Annotated in this window: 15 protein-coding genes; 2 read left to right on the top strand and 13 right to left on the bottom strand. The window is 60.2% G+C overall.

Annotation, left to right across the window (positions count from 1 at the left end; translation table 11 throughout):
* Positions 1-6: 6 nt before the first annotated feature.
* From HUU46_24240 to HUU46_24300, 13 genes are all read right to left on the bottom strand, one after another.
* A complete protein-coding gene (locus HUU46_24240) occupies positions 7-735 on the bottom strand; it encodes a class I SAM-dependent methyltransferase (GenBank protein NUM56750.1) in 729 nt (242 codons plus the stop codon).
* The gene (locus HUU46_24245; GenBank protein NUM56751.1) at positions 735-1,931 is read right to left on the bottom strand and encodes a BtaA family protein; all 1,197 of its coding nucleotides are present in this window, start codon (positions 1,929-1,931) and stop codon (positions 735-737) included. The genes HUU46_24240 and HUU46_24245 overlap by 1 nt, the downstream gene beginning before the upstream one ends.
* A gap of 88 nt (positions 1,932-2,019) precedes the next feature.
* The gene (locus tag HUU46_24250; GenBank protein NUM56752.1) at positions 2,020-3,360 is read right to left on the bottom strand and encodes a right-handed parallel beta-helix repeat-containing protein; all 1,341 of its coding nucleotides are present in this window, start codon (positions 3,358-3,360) and stop codon (positions 2,020-2,022) included.
* A gap of 27 nt (positions 3,361-3,387) precedes the next feature.
* Positions 3,388-5,283 carry a hypothetical protein gene (locus HUU46_24255; GenBank protein NUM56753.1) on the bottom strand — a complete coding sequence of 632 codons (1,896 nt, stop codon included), beginning with the start codon at positions 5,281-5,283 and terminating at the stop codon, positions 3,388-3,390.
* A gap of 261 nt (positions 5,284-5,544) precedes the next feature.
* On the bottom strand, positions 5,545-5,910 hold the full coding sequence (locus tag HUU46_24260; GenBank protein NUM56754.1) for a M48 family metallopeptidase: 366 nt from the start codon (positions 5,908-5,910) through the stop codon (positions 5,545-5,547).
* Positions 5,903-8,842, bottom strand: coding sequence for an HsdR family type I site-specific deoxyribonuclease (locus HUU46_24265; protein NUM56755.1), 2,940 nt, complete (start codon positions 8,840-8,842; stop codon positions 5,903-5,905). The genes HUU46_24260 and HUU46_24265 overlap by 8 nt, the downstream gene beginning before the upstream one ends.
* Before the next feature lie 478 nt (positions 8,843-9,320).
* Positions 9,321-10,076 carry a DUF3800 domain-containing protein gene (locus tag HUU46_24270; GenBank protein NUM56756.1) on the bottom strand — a complete coding sequence of 252 codons (756 nt, stop codon included), beginning with the start codon at positions 10,074-10,076 and terminating at the stop codon, positions 9,321-9,323.
* Positions 10,073-11,281 (bottom strand): restriction endonuclease subunit S, encoded by a 1,209-nt coding sequence (locus tag HUU46_24275; protein ID NUM56757.1) that lies wholly within the window; start codon positions 11,279-11,281, stop codon positions 10,073-10,075. Before HUU46_24275 ends, HUU46_24270 begins: the two co-directional genes overlap by 4 nt.
* Positions 11,278-13,089: an N-6 DNA methylase gene (locus tag HUU46_24280; protein ID NUM56758.1), complete on the bottom strand. Its 1,812-nt coding sequence runs from the start codon at positions 13,087-13,089 to the stop codon at positions 11,278-11,280. Before HUU46_24280 ends, HUU46_24275 begins: the two co-directional genes overlap by 4 nt.
* A gap of 186 nt (positions 13,090-13,275) precedes the next feature.
* Entirely contained in the window at positions 13,276-15,129 is a 1,854-nt protein-coding gene (locus tag HUU46_24285) for a hypothetical protein (protein NUM56759.1), read from the bottom strand.
* On the bottom strand, positions 15,130-15,912 hold the full coding sequence (locus tag HUU46_24290; protein NUM56760.1) for an SDR family oxidoreductase: 783 nt from the start codon (positions 15,910-15,912) through the stop codon (positions 15,130-15,132).
* A gap of 17 nt (positions 15,913-15,929) precedes the next feature.
* Positions 15,930-16,967, bottom strand: coding sequence for a galactitol-1-phosphate 5-dehydrogenase (locus HUU46_24295; GenBank protein NUM56761.1), 1,038 nt, complete (start codon positions 16,965-16,967; stop codon positions 15,930-15,932).
* A gap of 9 nt (positions 16,968-16,976) precedes the next feature.
* On the bottom strand, positions 16,977-18,401 hold the full coding sequence (locus HUU46_24300; protein ID NUM56762.1) for an Nramp family divalent metal transporter: 1,425 nt from the start codon (positions 18,399-18,401) through the stop codon (positions 16,977-16,979).
* Positions 18,402-18,548: 147 nt separating this feature from the next.
* Between HUU46_24300 and HUU46_24305 the strand changes: the two genes are divergently transcribed.
* Entirely contained in the window at positions 18,549-19,922 is a 1,374-nt protein-coding gene (locus HUU46_24305; GenBank protein NUM56763.1) for a Gfo/Idh/MocA family oxidoreductase, read from the top strand.
* A gap of 4 nt (positions 19,923-19,926) precedes the next feature.
* A complete protein-coding gene (locus HUU46_24310; GenBank protein NUM56764.1) occupies positions 19,927-20,613 on the top strand; it encodes a DUF1080 domain-containing protein in 687 nt (228 codons plus the stop codon).
* Position 20,614 lies beyond the last annotated feature (1 nt).

A 20,614-nucleotide genomic window follows, 5' to 3' on the forward strand; every position in this document is an offset into this window, starting at 1 on the left:
CAACGTCTACGGTTTGCGCCCGATAAAGACGTAGTGCGGCACGCGCAAACCGAACAGGTAGCCGATTCGCGCGCGCTGCTCGATGCACGTCAGCGAAATCAGTTTGCGGCGAAGATATGGCAAGTGGTCCGGCGAAAGGTAGACGTTGTCCATGCCGAACCAGGCCGGCCAGACGTGGCGCGTGAACCGGGAGTGGCTCGCAAGGCCCGCTGCCGGATATTTCCGCGCAACGTAGAAATCCACCGCCCCTAACGCGCCTCCAGGCGACAACAACGCGACTGCGTGATCGATCGCCGCAAACCAGTCGGGAATCATCGTCAACGAGTAGGAAAACGTGACGACATCCGCGCGGCCTTCCGGCGGCGCGAACGACGCGGCGTCCTCGCGAACGGTGTGAACGTTTGTCCACTTGTTCCGTTCGATTCGCTCGCGCGCCACTTCCAGAAGCGATTCCGAAAGGTCGACTACGTACACGCTGCGGAGCGCGCGAATCCGCTCTCCAATGCGTTCGAGGTTCTCGCCCGTTCCGCCGCCCATCTCGATCCACACGCCGCCGTCCGGTTTCGGCAGGCGTTGGTAAAGCGCATCTCGTCCGTGCAGAAGTTTCTTGCGCGAGTCGTCGTAGACGGAGGCTTGGGCGCGATAGAAGCTGTCAAGCCGATCGGCGTGCGTTTCGCCGCGAATGGGCGCAAACGCCATGTGAAACGCCGCTTTGATGTCTTTCGCCAGCGCCATCAGGCCGCGGCCAGGTCGGCGATGTAGAAACTGCCGTACGTGTGTACGCGGTCGCGCGCGTGCAAGTGCACGGCAAGATCGCGATGGTACGTAAGCAACTCGCCCACGCGCCGGCGCGATCCCTCCACTCGGACTTCGAGCGGGTCGACGAAGTCCACCTGTAACCCGCCGCTCCGCCAAATGACGCGGGCGCCGGGCGCCGCGCGATCCACGATGGCCTGCCACTCGCGCTGAAGAAACGGTTCGCGCGCCGTGCTGAGCCAGTCCATATGATCCAGCAGCACGTATCGCGAAATGCGCACGTCGCTCGCGCGAAGAAACGACTCGATCGTCGCCGTATGCACCGATATACGGTCCACCAATCCGCCCTTCAGCTTCGCGAAGTTTTCCGCCTTCAGATATTCGGGGCAACACTCGGGCGTGTACGCGCCGGTAAGGTACACGCGCCAAAAATAATTGTCCTGAAGCGAAAGTTGCCCGAACACCGCATCGAGGCATTCTCCGATAAACTGCGATATGCCGTCCTCGTAGTGCCGCTCCACCTGCAGCCGTTGCGGCCGCGGGACGCCCAATAGCGAAAGCGTGTAGTCGCGCCCCACCGCCCATCGAATCGGGCGCGTCCATACCGCGTCACGGATGTTCGCATAATAAATGCTGCTCTGCTCGTCGACCGATCCCGCGTCGAGAATGGCGTGAATCGCATCGCGCACGTTTGCGACGCGGTCGACGTACAGGTTGACGAGCCACGCGAACACGCCGGATGTGCCGTGAAAATAGAAACTCCGCCGCCGCGTTTCGCCGGAAAAGAAGTAGATGCGGCGGTCCCAATACGCTTGCGCGCGCGCCGACATCCGCGGGCGCAGTTGCGACGCGTACACGCGCGTACAGTCCGGCAGCGCGCCCTGACCGAACAACTGAAAGAATTCCTCGAATTCGAGACCGCGAATCGCCGCAAGTTTGAGTTCGAGCAGCGCGTTCTGCCGCGGGTTCATGTCCACCGCGTACACGTGCGCGGGCGCCTGCAACGCATAGTCCAGCGTGTTGCACCCCGCGGACGTGATGACCATGACGGTGTCCCGCGGCCCGAGCGCCAGCGCGGCGCGATCGAGGCGCGGGTCTTCCCAGCACGTGTTGTAGACGAGATTGTTGCCGTGCACGTGGCGAAACGCCCGCGCGCTTAACCAGTTCCACACGATCGATGTTCTCCCGGCCGCCGTTCAATTCGCGTCGCGGGAGTTTATGGCCTGATTGTGTGAAATGTGTTAGCCGCTCGAGTGCGGCGCGTTAGCGCAACTCCTCGACCTTCAGCGTTACGTCCTTCTGCTTGCCGCCGAGGGACGTCTTCGCGCCGTACGGATTGCGCACCGTTATCGTGCCCGATACAGCCGTCACGCCGCAGTCGCCCTCCGTCTGTTCATAGACCATGAATGGACGGTCGTGGTCGTCTTCAACCACGCACGAATCGAACACAATTCCGCCGAAGTGTTTCGTCACGTTCTCGCGGAACAGGTGCAGCCAAATCGGCGCCCACGCACCCGCCGACTGGCGGTTGTTTGCGGCGTTGCGCACGGTGCAATGGATGAACTTCACGCTCGCGCGCTTCAACGATTTGTCCTGCACTTTGATGCCATAGGCCTCGGTGTTCTCGACCGTGCAGTTGCGAAAGACGACGGAACCCTCCGGCCCGTTGTCGCCGATCTTCGTTACCCGGATGCCCGCGCCGCGCATGCTCGAAACGCGGCAGTTCTCGAACAGGATCGACGTTGGTTTTGAGTCGAGTTTCTGGTGCGCCAGAAATACTTCGATGCCGTCGCCGTAATTGTCCGTGAACGAGCAATTGCGGAAGACAATGTCCTTCACCATTTCGTGCGCCGAATCGGGCTCGATGTCGACGCCCGCGGACGGCGGCGTCCCCCACGTGTTTTTGAACGCGCAATTCTCGACGGTCAACCCATCGACACTGATCACGCTGATGCCCTGGCGGTAGTTGTTGTCACACACGACGTCGCGCAACACGATATTCTTGCAGGGCCGCTTTTCCTTTCCGCCGGCGACATAGATGCCGTCGCCGCCCGTATCGCAAATCGTAAGCCCCTCGACGACAACGTTGGAGCATCCGTTTAACGACAACCCGGAACGCCACTCGGCCTTTTCGTATTGCCCGAACCAGCGTTCCCAGCCCATGCGGTGGATCACGTCGCCGACAATGTAGTCTTCTTTCTGCATGCGCAGTTTAGCGCCGTACCCGCGAATCGTCAGGTTCTCGATGTTCGATGCGCGAAACAGCGAGTCGCCCTTGCCCCGGAATTCGCCGCGCTTCGCGACGACGGCGGCTCCGGGCTCGAGCACGATCTCCTGATTTCCGGCGAGCGTGATCGGACGGACGATCCACTCCTTCGTCATGTTCGGAATCACGACGCGTTTTGCGCCGGAATTAATGGCGGCCTGCAACGCATCGGTCGAATCTTCTTCGTTGAAACCCCACCACGCCGCATTCGCCTCGGTCCGCGCGCCGCTCGCCACTTCCTCGACAGCCTTCGGGTCCGGCGCATTGCCCGACGCGCCCGCCGAAAAAATCAGGCCCGCAACGGCAAACAGACCGGCCACAAACCTTATGTGTCGCATCCCATTGCTCCCATTGCTCCGATCAAACTACCGCTCCAGCACAAGATACTTTCCCGCGGGCCTGTCCGGCGGCCACGGGATAAACATACGGCGATCGCGCAACACGATTTGCACCTCCGCGCGCTGCGCAGGGTCCTGCGATCGGTTGTTCCAATCCAGGTGCGTCATGCTGTTCATGTAATGCCAACGGTGCAGGTGTCGAATCTCCGTGCCGTCCGCCAAGGTGAGTACGACGTTCCGGCTCTTCTGGAACTCGATTGACCGTACATCAAGTCCGCTGTTATCGGTAGCGGATGCATCAACACGCTCTGCAAACCCGATCGCGCTCCATGTACCGATCATCGCCGATTGCTCGATCCAGTACGCGTTCGGCCCAAACCGCAGACGCGCGCCTTCAACCGGACCTTCCTGCATGGCCATACTCAAGCCGGTCACTGCAAAGAGCGCGACAACTGAACCCGCGCATACGCCCCCAAACCTCCAACCGACGCGCCACCGCGTGTCCCGAGGCGCGATGCATTCGCCCGGCGGAACGACGCCGCGCGGGCGCAACACCATCGCCGTTACAATTGCGCCGCAAATGATGAAACTCGCGTACATGACAAGCCCCGCTGCGCCGCGCTCGCCCGCGAAGGTCTGCACGAACGATCCGATCATCGTGACCCAGACGAGAAAGACCAGGATCAGCGCGCCCTTGCCGAACGCCGTCGCCGGCGCCGGCGCAAGCTTGTCTTTCGAGTACAGCCACAACGCGTAAACCACAACCGCGCTGAGTACGATGCCTCCGGCCGTATACCAGACCCACGGCATGAACCCGAGCGCCGGTTCGTTTGGCACGGCCTTGTAGCGGCCGAGCCAGTCCATCGGCGCGCGCCGCAGGTTCACCCACATGAGCGCGACGAGCATCACAAACGCGGCGAACACGTCGAGCGGTTTGCGCGGCGTGTCGTCCTCCGCGGGCGCAAGGCCGCCGCGTTCGAGCCGCGCAACGCCCAGGGCAATTGCGAAACCCATGAACAGGCCAAAACTCTCCTCGGCAATCTTCCATTGCGGCAATTCGCCTGCGACCGACGCGATAGGCCACCAGCTCACGCGTACCGGATGCCGCGTGAAGACGGCAAACATAAACGCGAGCCCGCCGCCGACCATGCCGTACAGAGCGAGCATCAACGCCGCCCGGTTTTTCGTCCGCACAAGGTAAACAATCAGCGCCACGAGAATGCCCACAACGCCGCCCCAGCTTTCGCTGCGGAACGGCGGCGCGAGCACCAAGCCGCCGAATTTCGTCAGTCCAAGATAGAAGACCCACCACGACGCCGCGCACGCGAAGTAGAGCGCCGCCGCGCGCCGGTCTTGGGGCCGCGCGAGTCCATGGACGGCCGCGACAACGAGAACGACGATCGCGGCGAACCAATCGCCGTCATGAAAGTGATCGGCCGATACCTGTTCGTACGCCTCTTTTAGCGGCTCGTTAAACAGCATGTACAGATACGTCGTGAGAAACGCCGCCGACATCGTCACGAACACGCGCGCGAGCGATTCGAGTTGCGACCGTCTCAGCGTAAACGCGAGACCGAGTATCGCCCCGCCGGTCCCCGCCCACAGCGCGCCGAGAAAGAACAGCATCGCGTATCCGAACAGCACGTCCGGAAACGAATCGCTGACGGCGAACATCGTGTGCTCCATGTAGCTCAACGATCCGCCCCACGACCAGCCCGCCGCGCCGAAAAGCCCCGCCACGGCCGCGCGCCGGTGCCAGTCCGCCCGGCGCGATCCGAGGCACACGGCAAGCCCCAACATCGCGCCCGGCACCATCGCGCCGCCTTCATGCCCCACCACCCCGCGATACCCCCAGCCGTACGCCATCGCGATGGACGCAAGCGCGCACATGAAAATCCGCGACCTTCCGTTCAACGTGCTCATCGCACGAACGCTACACGACCCGACGACGTGAACGCTACCCGCAACGCGGGCGCGAACCCCTCGACGTATCCGAAGGGACCGCCCGGTCCCGTTTTCGGATGCTCCTATCTCTTAGCCCACGGTGTTGCACTTCAGCGGCGCAGATCGATTTTACAAGACGAGGGGTAATTGATTGACAAAATTGACGTAATCGCTTACAGATCTATTAGTTGCGACCGCACGCCCTACGTAGTCGTTCCTCGGATGCAATTCGTTGAACGACTAACCGCGGACTGTCTTACGCCGCGGGTCATTTTTGTGAACCGCATGGACAGTGCGCGCGTCGTTCGGCTGCAGTCTTCGCCAACCCGGAACATAGGCAGTCATCAAAGCCTTGAAGAGTCGTCCATGCGTTGGATACCGCAGGTGCAACAACTCATGGACAATCACGTAGTCCTGAAACCGTTCGCTCTGATCGGTAAGGTCAAGCGCCAACGTTATGGTGCCCGCCGACGAACATGATCCCCACTTTCGGCGCATTTCCTGGACCCGAATCAACTTCGGATTCACGCGTAACTTCACGGCCCAAGCCAAGGTCCGGCGTCGCAGCTCTTGTGACGGGTACAATGACGATTTCGGCCTACTCATGTTCCGCCAGCAGCAACCTTACGACGAGGTCAACAACCCGTGCACGCTCCGTCTGAGACAGGGTGAGTAACGGCTTGTACAAGGCCGACCTCAAACGGCGCTGCTCATCCGGATTCACGGCAGCATTCGGGAAACGCACGAGCAGGTCTTCGGCTTCTTTGGCGAGCGCGTCCACGTCCACGCCTGCCTTCTGAAGTGCCGCGTCATTGCGCAGCGTCCACGACACCGCAAACGCTCGGACGGAAAGGCCGCTTTCCTTCGCGGACTTGATCGCCTTTTCCTTCTCCGCCGCAAGCGCGGCAAGTTGGTCCATCGCAGCAAGGCCCGTAGTCTTACGGTCCTCCAAATCCTTCAGAATGCGTTCTGCGCGCTCCTTCAGCGGTTGGAGCACCGGTGCTGCCGCCGGATCGTCGTCAATTTGCTTTTGCAGACCGCGAACAAGGTTGAAAACCTTGCCTTCATCCGGCCCCTTCTCGTCCCGCAGCGATTCAAGGGTCTTCACATCGAACGTGACGCTCTTCGTGAGACGGCCCAGGCCTTGTTGCGTTGCCTCCTCCTCGATAAGCCGGCGCGTCTTGTACTCGAGATCGGCGACAAACCCGACTTTCGTCGCGTAGGCGTTGCGCACCGCCGCGTACAGTTGACCGAGCCGTTTATAAGCAACGATGTGGTCGCGCAACTCGGGCGACGGCGATAGAATTTCCCACAGGGCCTCGATTTCCTTGTAGGCCTCGTAGAAGCTCTTTCGCGCTTCGGGTTCGAGAAAGCGGCCGTATACCACCCGTTCCAGTTGCTCGTCAGGGCTGCCCCCAACTCCAATATCCAGATAGTCCTTGACCGCTTGGCCCATCTTTTCCAGGAAATCCGCAAGCAGCGCATCCAGGTCTTCAATTACCCCGCTAACATCGTCGGAATCGAACTGGAGCGCTTTCTTCAATTCCCGTAAGACGCCTACGAAGTCCACCACAAGGCCCACTTTTTTTTGGACTCCGTTCGAGTCAACATAAGGCCGGTTTACCCGCGCAATGGACTGCAGCAGCACGTGGTCCCGCATCGGCTTGTCGAGATACATGCAATACAGCGGTTTCGCATCGTATCCCGTAAGCAGCTTGTCGGTGACGATCAGGATTTTCGGATTCTCGCCTGCCTTCTTGAACAGCGACCGAACATCTTCCTCTCGCTCCGGGGTCAGTTGAAGCTCGGCGACCAGCGGGCGATCAACAACGTCCGCGGCGTTTTCCGTGTAGATGGCCTCGGTCCATTCGGGTGGCAAATGCTTGTCCAGTGCCTTTTTGTATTTCGCGCACGCCTCGCGATTGACGGCCACGAGGAATGCTTTATATCCCAGTGGCAACACACTCTCGTTGAAATGTTGCGCTACGAATTTGGCAACTTTCTCGACGCGGTCGTCTGCCGTCAAGAACGTGCGCAGCTTAACGGCACGCTCGAGCACTTTGTTCAGTTCCTCGACATCGGTAACGCCTTCAGCCTCGGCCAGCGCGAAGAATTCTTTGTCGAGTTGCTCCATCGGGACCGTCATATCCGAAGGCGCCATCATGTGCTTGATCGGCAGGGTTGTCTCGTCTTCAATCGATTCCCGGATGGAGTATTTGTCGAGATACCCGCGCTCGTCATCCGCCCCGAAAATCTTGAAGGTACTCTCGCCCTGCCCCGTGCGCGCGATGGGTGTGCCTGTAAAACCAATGATCGTCGCGTTGGGAACGGCCGCCATCAGGTACGTGCCCAAGTCCTTGGCCACCGAACGGTGCGCTTCATCGATGAAGACGTACACGTTGTCGCGCATGCAGCAGTCTTTCCGAATCTCCTCGAATTTGTGAATCATCGAAATGACCAGACCGCGAAAATCCGAATCGAGTAACGACTGTAGCTCCGCCTTCGAGTTTGCGCGCCGGACGTCAATGTCCAATTGCTGCATTTCGCCGAGCAGCCGCTGTACCCAGCCTTTGAGCTGCCCCTCGAGTTCGGTGCGGTCTACAACGAGTATCACCGTGGCATGGTCGAAGCGGTCCCTGTCTTCCAGAATGAGCCTTGCGGCCGTCAGCAGCGTAAACGTCTTTCCCGACCCCTGCGTATGCCAGATTAGCCCGCGTTTCTTGTTCGGGTCCGCGCAGCGGTCGAGGATCGCGTCAATCGCTCGACGCTGGTGCTGGCGCAGCACGGATTTCTTGGTCTCGCCGTCCTCGACGTAGAACAGAATCCATTGTTGGAGTGTGCGCAGGAAGTCCGTGGGCTCGAAAAACGACTGCACCGCGAACCGGTACGATTCGTCCGGCTTTTCCTTCCAACGGGCCATGAACTGCCGGTTCGCGTTCCACGTCACGCCGTACCAGTAGTCGAGCAGGTGCGTTACGTTGAAAAGCTGCGGTGCGGCCAGTAGTTCAGGGGTTTCCTTCTCGTATCGGCGCAATTGCGTGATCCCGCGCTCGATTGCGTCGCCGTCTTTCGGGTTCTTATGCTCGACAATGCATACCGGCACGCCGTTCACGACGAAGATCACGTCGGCGCGGTTGCCTTTCCGCGCGGGCGGTTTGAGCTTCCATTCCCAAGTCACGTAAAACGAATTCGCCGCGACATGCTCGAAATCGATGATCGTAACGTGCCGCTGCCGCTTTTCGTTCTCGTCGTACCACTGCCGTTCGCCGCGCAGCCATGACAGCAGGTCGCGGTTGCCTTCAATCGTGGGTGGGAGCGCATCGAGGGTCTCCACGATCGAGCGTGCCGCGTCTCGCGTGAGCCAGGGATTGAACTCGGCGATCTTCGCTTCCAGTTCGTCCCGGAAAAACATATTCGCCTCGCCGCCGCGCTTCTCGAATGCCTCCTCGGGCGTCAGCGCTGTCCAGCCAATTTCCACGGCGTGTTTCACCATCGGAAACTGGACGGTCCCGGCTTCGCTTATCGCGAGCGTACTCATACAGCCGCCTTCACCCTGCTCAGAGCAATCGCACTATTCTCGGTGCCGATATGGAGTGCGGTAGCAACGTCCGCCGAGGCCTTGCGAAGGTGGACGACGCTACCGCTTTGGCTCACACAGTGCCATGTAGCGAAGTGGGCCCGAGTCATACGCCAAGGGCCCCGCCTCCGCCGGAAGCCAAAGCGGCAGCGTCGAAGACTCTGCTGCCGCACTCCATACCAGCGCATAAGCAGGAAGCGACATCTTTGGCGAATCAACTGCAATCGCACTGCCACCTTGCTTGACATTCCGCCGGTTTTGCGGCAGATTGAGCGCGTGGGCTGGTCACTGCGTAGCGGGGGCTGGCCCCACCTCTTTGACGAGTAAGAAGCGCATTCAAAAACCGATTGCCTCTTTGAATTCGCCGTGGCATACTTAATGTGGGATCGGGAATGCCCGATCGGCGGGCGTCGCCTGGTGTAACCGGGGGCGCTCGTTTTCATTTCGGAAACACCTTCAGGCCGATCACGCTCCCCGCCCGGTAGAAATGCTTCTGGACAACATCGTACGTACGGCTCTTCTCCAAGGGTTTGACGACATGCCGGGCCACCGGGTACGCGCACAAGTCCGCGAGTTGGATTCCGGCGATGTTGTCGTTCTTTCGACGAAATACGAGCGGGCACACCAACTGCCGAAATCGGGTGGCCGATTGATAAAACGTTCCTTTCGTCATCAGCTCGTGAAAACTGGCGCGGAGTTCGTTGTCCTCGTTTCTTCCTCTCGCCTCCGCGATCACGGGCAAGTGGCTCTCGTTGTTCGATTCCATGAAGTGAAGGACGCGCTCGAAACTGTATTCGAGCGCGACGTCATACGGATTCTTCGCCCGGTCGCCGTAACACTCCCTGAACCGGATCTTGTGTATCGCGGTGACGAAGAGCGTGAAGGGAAGTGTGGCAACCATGTCGCTCAACTCGCCCAAGAATCGTTCTCGAACGTTCGCGTTCTGCAAGATCGTAAAGGGCCCTTCGCTCTTGCGAATGTCGCGGCTGTGAAGGTTCACACCCTCGTGGGGGAAATAACGAAGTTTGAGGGACGCCAAGGCGGGAACAATCTGCTTCGCGTATACCGCCCGCTCGACAATGACCGTGCACAGTGCGAATACCGGCAATTCCGCGTTTATCTTTGTCAATGAATGGTCGCCGCATTCGTCGAGAAACGCGATAAACCGCGAGGAGGAAAGGCAAGTATCGATCATGCCGGGTCCTGCCCCGGACTGGTGCCCGAACCGTTCAACGCGGACAAGTCCAAATCGGATACCCGAATCTCGCCCGTCATCAGTTTGTGCAACAACGCCTTGAAGAGTTCTTCAAGCACCGCGCGCTTTTGCTTGTGCAGGTCGATCTTGCGGTCAATGGCGTCTAGGATCGCGACGATTTCACGCTGTTCATCCATTGTTGGCAATGGGACTGTGAGGCCTCGCAAGAATGCACATGTTAGTGCGCCCTTTGTGCTTCCGCCACCCGCTGCAATTTGCCTTAGATACTCGTATTGAGTTTCAAGAAAGCCACGCAGAAAACTGGGCTCCGCCTTGTCGGTGTCTGTTTGCACGTATGCGATGTGCTGATTGATTGTGGCTTCGATGTTTAGAACCGCGCAGTGTCCCAACGTCTTGCCTTGTCCCGTAATGGCGATCAGCACCGCGCCTGGTTTCAAAATCGGCAAGTGACATTCATCGAGTGCCGTCTGAGTTATGAACTGGTCAGCCGTTACTATATTTCGGTTGTAAACCTTTGCACTCATTAACCATGGAAATTTCCCGCCATCCCAATAGGCCGAAATCGATTTTTTGGGTGTCGAACCGTTTCCAATCTTACCTAATGAACCTAACTGCGCCGTACTCCAACTCTCCGGCATCGGCCCGATCTCGGTTTCCTTCTGCGGTTCGCCGCGCAGGCCGCGCGTGAACAGCTCACGCATCGTGGCGCGCTTCAAAGCATCACAGTTTTGCAGGGCGTCTGTCTCGATGGCTAACGCCCGTTCGACCATATCCAATAGAGCAGCTATGGCCCCTTGTTCGTCGAAGGCTGGCAAATTTGTCTTGATTGCGTAAACATCCTCGCGATTGAGACCCGGAATAGCACTGTGACTGTTTAGTGACGTGAGTCCGCAGTGACGCAGAAGATGATAGAGATAGCGCCAATTATGGCCAGCGCGATTCACGACATAGTAAGTTGTATCAATCGGCCAAAACGGTTCGGAAGCATATTGAACTTCACCAACAGATCCTTTTCGTCCTACTATTATTCCCGGTCCTGGAATAAGTGATGAATTGTGAGTGCCAACGATACCATTGGATCCGTATACGCCCACTGATCCCGGAATTCGTTCATGTGTTGGTAGGGACTTGCCATACGCCAACTCAATTTCGGCAGCCAGATGAGTTTCGCGCCACTCACTCACCAGATTATTGCTCCAAGGATTTCCAACAATCGTCGATCGTGCTCTTGTGCTTCGCCTGAGATTTGGTTAAGTCTGTCGATAAGCGATTTCAAATCGTGTGCCGTTGCTGCATCAGGCTTACCTACCCATCGACTCGGACTCAAGTTGTACTCTGCGGAAACTACCTCCGCGTGACTAACGACGGCCAATTCACCGTGGATTGGCTCGCCCCTTAAATACACAGCCGCAAGTTGCTGAATTGACTGTTCTGGTAAGTAGTTTTTGGGACGCCCCTTGCGATACCGATGGCTCGCGTTAAGAAGAACGATTTTACCTTTCCGGGCGGCGGACTTACGCTTGGAGAGCACGACGATAATGCCTGCGGCATTGGTGTTATAGAAGAGGTTGTCCGGAAGCAGAATTACGCCATCAATCAGATCGCGATCGACAAACCATTTCCGGATATTGCGTTCCTTATCTTCGTTCTTCGATCCCGAGCCTCGCGTAACGGCGCCGGTATCCAACACAACGGCAGCGCGGCCGCGATCGTTCATGCACGCGAGCGTATGTTGCAACCATGCCCAATCGCCTTTGCCGGTGGTGACGCCGCCTGCGGTGCGGAAGCGGTCGTAAGGGTCTTTGCCGAAAATGTCCGGTGCGAAGGGCTGGTTCCACATGGGATTGGCGACGACGATGTCGTAGGTCATGAGCCGACCATCCGCCGTGCGGAACTTCGGGTTGATCATCGTGTCGCCGCGCTGCAGTTCAACGTCCATGTCGTGGATAATCGCATTCATCTGCGCGACGGCGTAGCTCTCGGCCTGCAATTCCTGGCCGGAAAGGCGCAGCGGAACTTTGCTGGTAGGGTCGAGTTCGCGCGCGACGAGCTGCAACTTGATGAGCAGGCCCGCGGAGCCGCAGGCGTAATCGTGGCACGTCTCGCCCGGCTTGGGGCGCATGATCTGCGCCATAAGAAAGCCGACTTCGGTGGGAGTGAAGAACTCTCCCGCGCTTTGCCCAGAGCCTTCCGCGAACTTGCGCAATAGGTACTCGTAGGCGCGGCCCAGAAAGTCCGGTTGCACGTCCGCGAGGCCAAGCCTGTAGCGCGGGTCCGAGAATGTCTCGACGACACCCCGTAGCTTCGCGGGGTTGATGTCGCGTTCGCCGTTGCGTTCCGCCGCGAAGTCTACAATATCGATCACGCCCGAAAGCGTTGGATTGTGTTTCACCACGGCGCGAACGGCCTTGGTCAAGTGTTCGCCAATGTCGCGCGGTTTGTCCCGCTGCGGCCATTCGTATTGCTCGCGCCCGCTGATGATCGCCCACCGCGCTTCCGGCGGCAGATAGAATCGAAGCAACGAATGGTCTGATTCGGCAATTTCCAATGCCGTCGCACGGTCGCCGTACTCCTCCGCCAAGCGGCCGATCTCGTCGTCGAACACATCGGACAGGCGCTTTAGGAACAACAGCGGCAGCAGGTAGTCCTTGAACTTGGCCGCGTCCTTTTCACCGCGAATCGAACACGCCGCATCCCAAAGCATTTGCTCCATGGGCTTCGTCGTAGGGACTTTGCCGGTCGCGCGGGCGCGTCGCCGAGTTGGCATTGCCACGGACGGGTCTGCGTGGATATCCTCGTCGTCGATGCCCGCATCGCGAGCGAGCGCCGCAATGGCTTCCTTGGCCGCACGCTGGGGTTTGGTGTCCCCGGCTTCCCATCGATTGACCGTGGCAAAGGCGACGCCTAGGCGTTCGGCTAACGCCTCTTGGGTCAAGTCGAGCTTGGCCCGAATCGCTCGGAGAAGAGCAGGAGTGATACTGATTTTTGACATGTTTGCATTATATGTTATATAACATAATTTGTCAATGCCGAGATTCATCGCTAATGTAAGCCATTGGTTTGGTGGCAGTTGTGCAGTTCACAAACGAGAAGTTGCGGAGGTTAGCAGCAGGGGATTCGCCGGGTTGGGGGCGGGACGTTGGCGGGAAGCAACCCCACAGCGCATCTCACGCACTCGTCATGGCGGAAACACGCTCACCATTTTCGGAGCCACATAACGCCGCACGGTTTTCATCGGCGCTTTAGCCGCCTTGAGGGCGTCGCGTTGGTACAGGGGCAAGCCTTTGCCGGTATCGCGGGGAGACACGTCGATGACGGTGTTGCCGCGGATGGTGAAGGTGTATTTCGCGGGCGGGTCGAGCGGTTTCCAATCGGGTCCCGGGTCGGTGCATTCCTTCCAGAACTCGTCCTGTTTCCATTTGAGCGTGTAGGTTTCCGTTGTGGTTGTGAGCGGGAATTCGAGCGTGATGGTGTCCGTCGGCTCCAGATTGTCGAGGGTCGCATAGCGGCCAACCCACACGGCGTCATGCGGCTCGCCGTTCACGGTGGCGCGCACGGAGCGCGTATCGACGTAAAACGGAATGCGCACGGCGACCGATTGCGCGCTCTTGTTGCGAATGACGACTTTCCCCTCGAAGGGCAAATAGCTGTCCACGTCCAGCCACGGCGACGCGCGGTTCAGCAGCAGGTTGATGCGCGCGTGTCCGTCGTCGCATTGCGCGATCGAGTGCCACGCGAAATACATCGCGGGGGTGCAATTGCCGGTGCAGCAGATCGTGTAGAGCAGATTATGCTCGGGGATCAGGGTTGGATGCGTGCTGTCGGACAGAAACGTGCCGAGGCAGCGGTCGATTGCGTTCTCGTTGCTCTCGTTCGCGGGGTCGTAGGGTCCGGACGTCGTGTCGTTCTTGCCGCGGCCCTCGGGCATTTCCGCGTTCGCCGCATTCATGCGCGCGGCGTCGGTGATCTGCAACTCGGCGAGATGATTGCGGATGTATGCGTCTGCGTCGTCCCAATAGTCACCGACGCCCGCGACTGACAGCGCCAACGCGAGCCACGTCATGTCACCGGTCGTGCAGCCTTCGCCGAAAAGCCCAATGCGCGCAATGCCGAACGACCGCATATGCTCGTAGCCGTCGCGCACGAACTGTTTGATGCGCGCGTTGTTCGCCGCCTGCGCGTAGGTGAGCAGGCCCATCAATCCTTGCGTGTGCGCGTGGCTGTGGCCGTTGAACTGCGCGTGTTCCGCGCTGGTGACCGCTTTCGGCGCCGCTTCGGATTCCCAGAATTTCGGAAGAATCGTGAACCGCGCCAATCCGCCGCACGTGTCGATGTATTTCGTTTGGTTCGAGGCCAGCGCCCACCGTGTCATCGGGCGGATGGCGCGGCCCTGAATGAACACTTGCAACCAATAATTCGTCACGCCCAATGCCGTGGGGTTCGTGCTCGGTGGGCCGTCGTAGTAATAGAGGCCGTCGCCCTGCGGTTGCGCCGAGCGCACGTGGTCTTCCGCGATCGTGTCGATGACGCGCTTCAATTCAGGTCTCGGGTCGACTTGATACAGATTGGTCAGCGCCGCCATCGTGCACGACACCGGGGTCGGCGCGGCGGGGTTCAAGGGCACGTCCGTTATCATTCCCTCGAACATTTTTGCATCGACGTCGAGGTTCTCCTCGCTGCCGCTCATCATGCGCGCGAATTGGAGCGCTTCCGCAATCTTTCCCCAGTTCGGCGGCCCGCCCGGAAAATCGCTGAGATAGGCGGGCCGGCCGTTGAAGTACACGTGGCCGTACGGCGCGAAGTGCTTTTCCGGATTCAGGAAGGACGTGAGGCCATGCACGGCGATTCGAGCGCGCTCGGCAAGATCGAGGGTGTCAGGGACGGCCGCCTCGTAGCGTTCGCCGTTGGGCTTGAAGGCGTCCGGATTGATCGCGCCCGCCGGGTCGTAGCCAAACGCGCACACGCATTGAATCGCTGCGCACACGCCAATCGCGACTCGGAAGGCGCGTCTACGCGCGCTGGCACTTCGCATTCATTTCTCCTTCACGGTCGCTTTCGTTGCGCCCGTCGAGATTCCGCCGTCCACCAAAAGGGTTTGGCCCGTGATATACGCGCTGGCGTCGGACGCCAAGAAGACGATTGCGCCGTCGAGATCGTGTGGCTGGCCCGGACGTTTCAGCGGTATGCGGTCGCAGATGTAGTTCACCCACGCTTCGTTCTCGTACAACACCGCTGTCTGCGCCGTCTTGAACCAGCCCGGCGCGAGACAGTTCACGGTGATACCGTACTCGCCCCAGTCGTCCGCGAGGCTCATCGTCAACTGCTTCGTGCCGCCCCGGCTCGCGCAATAGGGGCCGAGACCGGAGTACCCCGCAACGGTTGTCACCGAGCCGATGTTGATCACGCGCCCGTACCGGTTTGGGATCATGCTGCGGTTGGCGATCGCCTGCGCGACGAAGAAGGTCCCGCGGAGGTTTGTATCGAGCACAAGATTCCAGTCGTCCCATGTCACGTCCGTTGCGCGTTTGCGGACGTTGCACCCCGCGTTGTTGACGAGAACATCGATCTTGCCGCACGTGCCTACTGCCGCATCGGCCATGCACTGGATGCTGTCGTAGTCGCGCACATCGAGTTCGAGCGGAACGCAGCGGCGGCCCATCGATTCGATTTCGTAGGTGAAGTCTTTCAGTGATATCAGCGACCGGGACGTGATGGCCAGGTCCGCGCCCGCCTTCGCGAGCGCGCGCGCCATGTATTGACCGAGCCCGCGGCTCGCGCCGGTAATCAATGCCGTTTTGCCGGTCAAATCGAACATGACAAGTCCTCTCGCGTCTACTTCGCCGGATTCAGTATCACTTTCATTAGGCCCCGCTCGCGTGCGTGCAGCCGCCTGAACCATTCCGGACCATCGTCCAATGACGCGACCGCGCTGATTAACGGTGCGACACGCACGTGCTCGCGCTGAAGCAGGTTTAAGCACGTGGGGTACTCGCCCGACGATGCGCAGGAACCGAACAAACTGATCTCGCGCGTCACGACGGATTGCAGTGGAAGCTGCACATTCGCGCTGACGTTTCCGACCAGCACCACGGCCCCGCCCTTGCGCGCGCACTGGATTGCCGCGCCGACAGTTTCGTTCGCGCCGACGGCCTCGAACACCGCGTCCGCCCCGAGGCCGCGGGTCCGCGCGCGCACGGCGGTAAGTACGTCGATGCGAGACGGATTCAGCGTTACGTGCGCGCCACACTCGGTCGCCAGCGCGAGCCGCGAATCGTCCAGATCGACCGCGATAATCAGGTTATACGAATGCACGCGCAACGCCTGGACGATCAGCAGTCCGATCATTCCCGCGCCAATCACCACGGCGCAATCGTTCGGCACGAACGACGCGTGCGTGACCGCGTGCAGCGCCACGGAAATCGGCTCGACCATCGCTGCGTGCTCGAAGGGCACGCCGTCGGGAACGCGATACAGGATGCGGCCGGGCACGGCGACGTACTCCGCGAACGCCCCGTGCTGCCGGTACTCGTCGCACGATACGCCCAACACGCGCCGGTCCTCGCACAGGTTCACACGGTCCTGCTTGCAGAATGTGCAGGCGCCGCAGTATATGGTCGAGTCGAACGTGACGCGATCGCCGGTTTTCCACTGCGGCACGTCCTTGCCGACCGCGGCGATGATACCCGCCGCTTCGTGGCCCATGATTATTGGCGGAATGCGGCGGCCCGTCGACCCGTCCATGCCGTGCACGTCGCTGCCGCAAATGCCGCAGGCCTGTACCGCCACCAACACGTCGTCGCCGGAGACGTGCGGTTTCGGAACGTCTTGGATTTCGAGCGTGCTTGGAGCGGTCAGTACGAGGGCCTTCATAAGTGGTAATCACTTACCGGCGGACAGTTGGACAAGCTGGAACACACAGAAATAGCCGAACATGACGAACGCGAGCAGCAGTCCGGCAATGAATACCCGGTTCGCGCGAAGGATTTCGCGAACGTCATCGGCGAAAAACCGCGGCATGACGAAATACAGGGTCAAACCCACAGCAAGCGCCTGCAACGGCGTCAGCACCATGCCATCGAGAATCGCGGCGACTTGTACAAGTGCGACGGGCTGATATCCGAGCGAATAGACTATTACGACGTTGCTGATGGCGAATAGAACCAGGATTGTACGGAACTGCGTCTTCCAGGGCCAGCGTTGCGTCGCCGGAAACAGCACACGCGCGCAGTCCGCCAGCAGCCGTGGCCATCCCGCGAACTGGCCGAGCATGGTGCTCAGCATGGCTGCAAGCCCCGCAAGCACGAACAAATGCGCGCCCCATTGCCCCCAATGATCGCCGAAGATGCGCGCAACGGTCAGCGCCACTTCCGTTTTTTCCGGCGCGATCTGTTGTGGGCGCAGCACGCCGTTGCCTGCGATCAGGAAGGCGGAAGTCACGACGACTCCTATCGTCAGCGCCAAGGTTGCATCCGCTGTGACGACGCGGCGCCACTGACGAATCTCCTTCGCATCCTGCACGGTCAGCGACTGCAGTTGAGCGGGGTCCATTGGCTTTCCGTGACCGCGCCCGCGGGTCATTCCGTAGCCGGCGCCGATTACCCAATACGAATACCACACCTGGCTCGCGAACCCACCCGCAGCCCAGCCGAGCAGCGGCATTAACTCGAACCAGGACGATCGCGTCACAATTCCCTTGTCGACTGCCCATTCGGCAGGCTCCGGAATTTGGAACTCGAGCAAGCCGCCAAGCAGCGTTCCCGTTCCCGGCCACGTGCGTACGGCGACCGTCAGCGTGCCTACAATGATCAGCAATACGAGAAGCGACATCATTTGCTTGAGCGGCTCAAACTTTCCGCTCCACGTTATCGCGATGATTGCGAGCACGGCCATCCAACCCAGCAAGAACTGCGGAAGCGGGACAAAGTAATGCAGAAAAACGGCGGTGACGCTCGCGAGCGCTCCGGTAGAAATTGCGCCCGCGCAAATCTGGCCAACGAACACCGGCCAGATTACCCAATTCTTTGGGCCAGGCGTGCGGCTGAGCATGTCGATCATGCCTTCGCCGGTGGTCACCGTGTAGTGCGCGCCCGCCAATCCAATCCAATACTTCGCGAAGATGGCGAGCACCGGCGCCCATAGGATCGCTATCCCAAAAATGGCCCCGCTTCGCGTTGCCAGGATGACTTCGCCGGAGCCAATGTACTCCCCGCACCACACCAGACCCGGTCCCAGCGCCATTAGAAGCGCCATACCGCGCGGGGCCGGCATGACGTTGCCCGTTTTGTCCGTCGATTGATCGCCCACCACGCACCTTACCCGAGTTGAAGCACGAGCATAGCGCCTGACGGGACGTTGCGCAACGCGCCGGTGTATACTGGTGGCGGTACATGGGCGCCGCCGCTCGGGGGAGTTGGCGACGCGCGTTCAACGACATGGGCCAGGGGGAATGTCATGATTTCACGCCGCCGCTTTCTTCAGTCCACTGTGGCCGCCGCGCCACTCCTACTAACATCGCCCGCGTTCGCGCGCGGCAAACCGGGGCCGAACGACCAAATCGCGATCGGATTGATCGGGTTGGGCGGGCGCTGCACGGACATCATGAAGACCTGTGTCGAGATTCCGGAGGTCCGAATCGTCGGCGTATGCGACTGTTTCAAGCCGCGTGTCGATTACTGGATGGATAACGCCGGGAAGGAACGCGGGTGGAAGCCCTATCTCGATTTCCGCGAGATGATCGAGAAGGAGAAACTCGATGGCGTGATGGTGGAGACGACGACACACGCGCGGGCGTGGATTGCGTGCCACGCGATGGCCGCCGGCCTCGATGCGTACATCGAGAAGCCGATGAGCCTGACGATCGCGGAAGGGCGCGAAATGGTCAAGTTCGCGCGCAAGTACAAGCGCGTCACGCAGGTAGGCACGCAGCAGCGGTCGATACCGCTGAACAACTGGGCGAGCGACCTCGTGAAGAATGGCGCGCTGGGGAAAGTGCATACCGTGCTCGCGCCGAACTTCGTTGGGCCGCTCCACTGGCAACCGAAACCGGAAGAACCGATGCCCGAAGGCGTTACCGATGGATGGTGGGACGTATGGACAAACCAGGCGGAGCTTCGGCCGTACCACAGCGAACTCCATCGCAGTTGGTCGACGTGGTGGGACTATGACGGCGGCGGCATCTCGTTCGGGGTTACGGGGTGGGGCGCGCACAGCTACGACCAAATCCAGCGCGGACTGGGCACGGACGAGACCGGGCCGATCGAAGTCGTGCTCGAAGAACCCGTTAACGACGTGCGCGCCGGGGCATTCGAGAAACGCGAAATCGGCGAAGACGAAACCGGCGCACCCTATTACGGGATGGTCGAAAACACGCACGGCCCGCGCGCGAAGGTCTCCATGAAGTTTGCGAGCGGCGCCGAACTGAAACTGCACCTCGACGCCGACAGGAGCCCGGGCCTCGGGTGCATCTTCGTCGGCGAGAACGGCAGGATCGAAATCAACCGCGACAAAATCGCTGCGGAACCGCGCGAATTGATCGACGGCGCGGACCGGCCCGCTCCGCTATCCGTGCCGGAGACCCGCCCGCACATCGAGAATTGGATCGAGTGCATCAAGTCGCGCAAACGCTGCAACGCGGACATCGAGTACGGACAGCACGCATCGACGCTGTGCTACCTCGTGAACATCGCGCGCGACATCGGCCGCGTCGGCGAACCGCTGAAGTGGGACCCGAAGAAGGAGCGGTTCACGAATTGCGATGAAGCGAACGCGATGCTGTCGCGCCCGCGCCGCGCGGGATATGAGTTGCCGAAGCTCGGACGGGGGTGATGCGATGAAATCCACATTCCTCATTGCAGCGGCCGCCTTCGCGGTGCTAATCGTCGCACCCGATCTCGCCACCGACGATCACGACTTCGCACCCATGTTCAACGGAAAAGACCTGTCAGGCTGGGAAGGCAAACCCGGCGGATGGTGGGTCGAGGAAGGGGCCATTACGTCCGAGAGCACGCCCGAGAAACCGTGCGTGAAACATCACTACCTCTACTGGCGCGGCGGCAAGCCGGCGGATTTCGTCATGCGTTTCAAGTACAGGCTCGTGGGCGGAAACTCGGGCGTTCAGTTCCGCAGCCAGGAACGTCCCGAGTTCGATACGTGGGGCTATCAGGCCGACATGGAAGACGGCGGGCAGTGGACCGGCTGCCTGTTCCAGCACGATCGCGGCGGCGTCGTGATGCGCGGGAAGAAGGCGGTGATCGCAGAAGACGGCGCGCGGAATGAAACCGCCGTCGGCGATCCCGATGAACTGCAGAAGGCCGTGAAGCATAACGATTGGAACGACTACGAAATCGTCGCGGAAGGCAGTCACGTCACCCTGCGCATCAACGGCAAACTCATGTGTGAAGTCGATGATCGCGACGCAAAGTGGGCCTGCAAGGACGGCATCATCGCGCTGCAAATGCACCCCGGCCCGCCCATGAAGGTGCAGTTCAAGGACCTGCGGATCAAGATCGCGGAGTAGC

This window comes from Candidatus Hydrogenedentota bacterium (assembly GCA_013359265.1).
In the GTDB taxonomy this organism is placed as follows: domain Bacteria; phylum Hydrogenedentota; class Hydrogenedentia; order Hydrogenedentales; family SLHB01; genus JABWCD01.